The sequence below is a fragment of the Sphingorhabdus sp. genome, assembly GCF_044354325.1.
Taxonomy (GTDB): Bacteria; Pseudomonadota; Alphaproteobacteria; order Sphingomonadales; family Sphingomonadaceae; genus Sphingorhabdus_B.
The window spans coordinates 1-6,308 of the sequence record NZ_JBILAF010000114.1 but is presented as its reverse complement, the minus strand read 5'-3'; the positions used below and the strand labels follow the sequence as shown (position 1 = coordinate 6,308).

Annotated in this window: 7 protein-coding genes; 6 read left to right on the top strand and 1 reads right to left on the bottom strand. The window is 54.9% G+C overall.

Going from position 1 to position 6,308, the window contains the following annotated elements:
• The coding region (locus ACIQ0G_RS09510) for a DNA-directed RNA polymerase subunit alpha (protein ID WP_397577700.1) at positions 1-978 on the top strand (978 nt) is incomplete at its 5' end.
• Between the two features lie 168 nt (positions 979-1,146).
• A complete protein-coding gene (gene rplQ, locus ACIQ0G_RS09505) occupies positions 1,147-1,560 on the top strand; it encodes a 50S ribosomal protein L17 (protein WP_397577699.1) in 414 nt (137 codons plus the stop codon).
• Positions 1,561-1,625: 65 nt separating this feature from the next.
• Here rplQ and ACIQ0G_RS09500 read toward each other — a convergent pair whose 3' ends face one another.
• Positions 1,626-2,186: a hypothetical protein gene (locus tag ACIQ0G_RS09500; protein WP_397577698.1), complete on the bottom strand. Its 561-nt coding sequence runs from the start codon at positions 2,184-2,186 to the stop codon at positions 1,626-1,628.
• A 224-nt stretch (positions 2,187-2,410) separates the two neighbouring features.
• Here ACIQ0G_RS09500 and ACIQ0G_RS09495 point away from each other — a divergent pair, with 224 nt between their 5' ends.
• From ACIQ0G_RS09495 to rarD, 4 genes are all read left to right on the top strand, one after another.
• A complete protein-coding gene (locus tag ACIQ0G_RS09495) occupies positions 2,411-4,507 on the top strand; it encodes a prolyl oligopeptidase family protein (protein WP_397577701.1) in 2,097 nt (698 codons plus the stop codon).
• Between the two features lie 126 nt (positions 4,508-4,633).
• Complete coding sequence (locus tag ACIQ0G_RS09490; RefSeq protein WP_397577697.1) at positions 4,634-5,191, top strand: hypothetical protein; 558 nt, start codon at positions 4,634-4,636, stop codon at positions 5,189-5,191.
• A gap of 144 nt (positions 5,192-5,335) precedes the next feature.
• The gene (locus ACIQ0G_RS09485; protein ID WP_183941941.1) at positions 5,336-5,557 is read left to right on the top strand and encodes a hypothetical protein; all 222 of its coding nucleotides are present in this window, start codon (positions 5,336-5,338) and stop codon (positions 5,555-5,557) included.
• A 27-nt stretch (positions 5,558-5,584) separates the two neighbouring features.
• A partial coding sequence (gene rarD, locus ACIQ0G_RS09480) for an EamA family transporter RarD (protein ID WP_397577696.1) occupies positions 5,585-6,308 on the top strand: 724 nt, incomplete at its 3' end.

Here is a 6,308-nt window from a genome sequence, read left to right as displayed (position 1 = left end):
GCAACTTTTGTTGCAGAGCCGCTGGAGCGTGGCTTTGGTTTGACTCTCGGCAATGCGCTGCGTCGCGTATTGCTCTCATCGCTGCAGGGCGCAGCGATTACATCGATCAAAATCGAAAACGTGTTGCACGAATTCTCGTCGCTCGCGGGCGTTCGTGAAGATGTCACCGACATCGTTCTGAACATCAAGCAAGTTGCGTTGAAGATGGAAGGCGAAGGTCCAAAGCGTCTTCAGCTCTCGGCAACTGGCCCCGGCGCGGTAACCGCTGGTGACATCGCTGTTTCGGGCGACATCCAAGTGATGAACCCTGATCTCGTCATCTGTCATCTCGACGATGGCGCGACGCTGAACATGGAAATCACTGCCGACATCGGTAAGGGTTATGTTCCTGCAGTCGCCAACCGTCCAGCGGATGCGCCAATCGGCCTCATCCCGGTCGACAGCCTGTATTCGCCTGTGCGTCAGGTCGCGTACAAGGTCGACAATGCACGCATCGGTCAAGAACTTGACTATGACAAATTGTCGTTGACCATCGAAACCGACGGCACCGTAACGCCAGAAGACGCCGTGGCGTATGCCGCACGCATTCTTCAGGACCAGTTGCAAGTGTTCGTCCACTTCGAAGATTCGATGTCTGCATCGTCGCCAATGATTGGCATGGCTGCACCATCAGCTTCTTCGGAAGAATCGGATGCAAACCAGCTCAACCGTTACCTTCTCAAGAAGGTCGACGAATTGGAATTGTCGGTCCGCAGCGCAAACTGCCTCAAGAACGACAACATCATCTACATCGGCGACCTCGTTCAAAAGAGCGAAGCCGAAATGCTGCGTACGCCTAATTTCGGTCGCAAGTCGCTGAACGAAATCAAGGAAGTGCTCTCGTCGATGGGCTTGCGCCTTGGCATGGACATCCCCGGATGGCCGCCAGAAAACATCGAAGAGATGGCAAAGAAGCTTGAGCAAGAACTGCTTGGCTAAAGAATATTGGGCCGAGGCAGTGCTTCGGCCCAACCAAAAGGGAAATGGCCGCCCTTAAACGGCCAGGATCGGGGTACCTGATACGGCCCCCCTACGAACGACCGATCCCTTCAGGGAAAGTGGGAACCGGTTTCCCGCCCGGAAGGGTCGGCAAGAAAGGAATGAAATATGCGCCATAAAGTTGGCCACCGTAAGCTGCAACGTACCACGTCGCACCGTACCGCGATGCTTCGCAACATGGCAGCGTCGCTTATCAAGCACGAACAGATCAAGACGACTTTGCCCAAGGCGAAGGAACTGCGTCCTTACATCGAAAAGCTGATCACGCTTGCGAAGAAGGGTGGCTTGTCCAACCGTCGTCTCGCGATGAGCCGTTTGATGGACGACAAGCAGCTGGTAAAATTGTTTGACGAACTGGCAATGCGCTATGCCGACCGCAGCGGTGGTTATAGCCGCGTGATCAAGGCTGGCTTCCGTGGTTCCGATGCTGCACCAATGGGCGTCATCGAGCTCGTTGACCGCAATGTCGACGCCAAGGGTCAGGACAGCGGCCCAGTTGAAGTATTGGACGACGCTGAATAAGCAGGTCTTGCTTTAAGAGTTTTAAAAGGGCGGTATCCGAAAGGGTGCCGCCCTTTTTCATGGGTTTATGATTTCGTCCGAGCGCTTCGATCGGCCAACCAAAAGAGCAGGCTGGAAATCAACCATGCCACCGAAAGCACAATCGTAAACCGTCCGCCGCGCGCGTCGCTGCCCAATATGCCGGCAAAGACACCAATGTTGATCTGCAATATCCCGGCAACCAACATGGCCTGCTGCAATATGCGCCTGCGAAATCGCGACGCGATGCTGCCGACAATCGCGATCAGCAATACCGCGCCGAACCATAAATTGGTCGGGTTATCCTCATTGCCAATCATGCCGACAGCCAAGTTGGACCAGATGACCATGAACCCGGCCAGCACAGCAAACATTGACCCAAAGCGGAAATACCAGTTTGATGACAGGCGCACCGCGAATTCAATCAGGCCGCCCATAATGCCGAAAATGATGGCCGCGAAGATGAAGTCGGTTTCGTCCCAGTTAACTTCTGTGGTGAACTGCATCGCGACCAATGGCGTCAGGACAAGCGCAACAGCGCCGCCCCAGCCCAAGATCCGCCAGATATTCCGTCGCGGCCTTGCTGGACCATTATTCTCTGCATGCATAGCATTTTCGTGAATGAGAGCTATGTACAGCACAGCGGCAGCGGGGTGCATGATTTCGACGAAAATGCGAAATATTCTTGCGGGCGACGGCGGGAATAGTTGGCGTTCACGCGTGGACGCTATAGTCGGATGACAAAGAATTCGAGAGTTGGGGAAATGATAATATGCGAAGTGTATTTTTGGTCGGTGCAGCCGTTATGATGGCCCCGATTTCGTCGGTCGCTATGGCCGCAAATTCAGCCACCACCGATGTCGCAGTCAAATTGACTTATCCGCAGACCAAAACCGTCAATGTGGTCGATGAGCAATTCGGTGTGAAGGTTGCCGATCCTTATCGCTGGCTGGAAGATGATGTGCGCGTCAATCCCGAAGTCGCCGAATGGGTGAAGGCGCAAAATGCCGTCACCGACGCATATTTGGAAACCTTGCCCGGCAAGAAAATACTCGCCGAGCGCATGAAAAAGCTTTTCGACTACGAGCGCTTTGGCCTTCCTGAAAAAGCCGGTGGCTATTATTTCTTCACAAAGAATGACGGCCTGCAGAACCAGTCGGTCTTATATGTCCGCAAAGGCCTGATGGGCGCGGACCGTATTTTGATCGACCCCAATTTATGGGCAAAAGACGGCGCCACTGCGCTCGATAGCTGGGTGCCATCGAAAAATGGCAAGCTGCTGGCTTATACCGTTCAGGACGGCGGTTCCGACTGGCGGACGATTAAAGTCCTCGACACCGTGACCGGCAAGGTGCTTGCCGACGAAATCAACTGGGCAAAATTCACCAATATAAGCTGGGTGGGCAATGACGGATTTTTGTACTCGCGTTTTGCAGAGCCAAAAGAAGGCGCGGCATTCCAGCAGCTGAATTATAACCAGACCATCTATTACCACAAAATCGGCACGCCCCAGTCGGAAGACAAGGCAATATACGCAACGCCGGATAAGCCCGAATATGGGCATAGCGCGCAAGTGACGCACGACGGCAAATGGGCGGTCATTACGACGTCGTCCGGAACCGATGAGAAGTATGAACTGCACGTCATGCCACTTGGCAAAAAGCCAACATGGAAACCGCAGCCGCTCGTCACGGGTCTCGAGCATGATTGGGGCCTGATCGAAGGCATGGGCAACACTTTGTGGTTCACCACCAACAAGGACGCGGCAAAGCTTAAGGTTGTGACGGTTGATCTGGGTGCGAAGGCTCCCGTATTTAAGGACGTTATAGCGGAGCGGGCGGAAACCCTGTCGCGCGCGCAGATCGTCGGCGACCGGCTGATTCTGTCATATATCAAAGATGCCAAGTCGATGGCGCTGATGACAGACCTCGCAGGGCAGCCCGTGCAGGAAATCAAGCTCAGCGCAATTGGGACGGCCAGTGGCTTTTCAGGAACGCCGGGTGATCCAGAAACATTTTACGGATTCTCCAGCTTCAATCAGCCAGGGGCCGTGTATCGTTTCGACAGCAAGACCGGTGCGTCGGCGCCCTTCGCGCAGCCAAAGCTGAGCTTCAACCCGGCCGACTTTACGGTCGAACAAGTGTTTTACCCGTCGAAGGATGGCACGAAGATCCCGATGTTCGTCGTGCACAAGAAAGATATCGATCTGACCAAGGGCGCGCCAACATTGCTCTATTCCTATGGCGGGTTCAACATTTCGCAGACACCCACTTATTCAGCAACGCGTATGGCTTGGCTGCAATCGGGCGGCGTCTTCGCCCTCGCCAATATTCGTGGCGGCGGTGAATATGGGAAGCCATGGCATGATGCTGGTCGTTTGATGAACAAACAAAATGTCTTTGATGATTTTGCCGCCGCAGCCGAATATCTTATATCCAGCGGCGTTTCGGCCAAGGGCAAGATTGCCATTGAAGGGCGGTCCAATGGGGGACTGTTGATTGGTGCCGTTGTGAACCAGCGTCCTGACTTGTTCGCGGCAGGCCATGCCGCAGTGGGCGTGATGGATATGGTCCGCTTCGACCGTTTCACCGCTGGCCGTTATTGGGTCGATGATTATGGCTACCCCAGCAAGGAAGCCGACTTTAAAATGCAGATGACCTACTCCCCCTATCACAACATCAAATCGGGTGTGGAATATCCCGCGGTCATCGTCTCGACCGCGGATACCGATGACCGTGTGGTTCCGGGGCATAGCTTCAAATATATCTCCGCCTTGCAAGCTGCGGAAACTGGCAACAAGCCCAAGATCATCCGCATCGAAAGCCGTGCGGGCCATGGTTCAGGCAAGCCGACCGATAAGGTTATTGACGAATATTCGGACATTTATGCGTTTCTCGGCAAATGGACGGGGCTGACCCTCACCGAATAATCGTTCATGAAAATGGCGATTTAGATGAACGGATGCTGACAAGTCAATTCAGCATCCGGACAACCCGAATCGCCTATTCGCTCTCCATCGGCACAGAATGACTGGACCGGTTCAAGGAGAACGAAGATGAATTTCATGACCAAAACTTTGCTTGGCGCCGGAGCTGCTGCTGCAGCTTTGGTGAGTGTAACCGTTCCCGCCCAAGCGCGTGATCGCCATGACCGCAACCGCGACCGTGATAGCATAAGTGCCGGCGAGATTATTGCCGGAGCAGTGGTGCTCGGTGGTCTTGCCGCTGTGCTTTCAAGCGGCAACAATGGCCGCAACGATCGCCGCGGTTATGATGATAACCGTGCAGGCTATAATTACGACAATCGTGGCGGCGGCGGCCGCGCCGCTGTAAACCAGTGCGTCGCCAGCGTTGAACGCTGGGCCAATGGCTACAGCCGTTCAGACGTCACGCAAGTGCGCAGCATCGAACGGACGCGTTTTGGCTATCGGGTCACAGGCAATGTCGTTGTTCAAGACGGCGGACGTGGCCGTTACGAGAATAATAATTACGGCAATGACCGATTTGGCGGCAACGCTTACCAGCGCGGTTATGACAAGGGCCGGTTCACCTGCTTTGTAGAGCGTGGCCGCGTGGTCGACATTAATTATCGCGGATTGGAACAGTGGCGCTGAATGTTCAGATATGCGTGGGTATAATGAGGCTCAGTCTGGAGACAGGCTGAGCCTCTTGTCATTTCGGTACTGCGATATTCGCGGGGCCGATTGGGACGGCTGGCTTTGCTTGCCACAATCCTAAAAACCCGCCACAGTCGCCTCATGGCAAATATCCTCGCATTTCTGTTTGGCTTGATTGCGCTCTTGCTGGCGATCATCGGGTTCATTCCGTTGCTCGGATGGCTGAACTGGCTCATTATTCTGATCGCTGGCGTCGGCGCGGCCTTTGGCTTCGCGTCGGAAAAGGACAGCGGTCGCAACTTTTGCTTGGTCGTTATAGCCATTTGCGCGCTGCGCCTCTGGATAGGCGGCGGGATCATTTGATCCCCTCGCGAAGGCTTAGCACAACACATGACCGATAAATCTGAAACCGCGCAGCCAAGTGGCTTGCCTTATGCCATGTCGGCATATCTCATCTGGGGCTTCGTCCCGGTTTATTTCAAGCTGCTGAGCCATGTCTCGCCGGTCGCGGTCGTTGCGCAGCGCGTCTTGTGGTCCATCCCGCTGCTTTTGGTTATTATGGCCTTCCGCAAACAGCTTGGCGAATATGCCGCCATTTTCCGGCATAAGGCGCATCTGCGCAATTTGCTCGCCTCTGCCACGCTGGTCGCCATTAACTGGCTGATCTACATTTGGGCCGTTTCCACGGACCATATTTTGGCCGCCAGCCTTGGCTATTATCTCAACCCCTTGGTGAACGTCCTGCTGGGGCGTCTGTTTCTGGGTGAGCGATTGCGGCCGCTTCAGATGGTCGCCGTTGCCGTCGCCGCCATTGGCGTTGCGATCCTCATTGGTGATGCGCTCGATACCTTATGGGTATCGATATCGCTCGCTTTAAGCTTCGGCCTCTACGGCCTTATCCGCAAGATTACCCCCGTTGGCTCTGTGCCCGGCCTTGCAACAGAGACGACGTTGCTCGCGCCATTGGCATTGGGCGCGGTACTCTATTTCGCGCAAGTTGGCGGCGGCGGATTTGGCGATGATGTGACGACGTCGGGGCTTTTGATATTGGCAGGTGCGGTCACCGCCATCCCGCTGCTGATGTTCGCGACCGCCGCCCGCCGCATGAGCTATA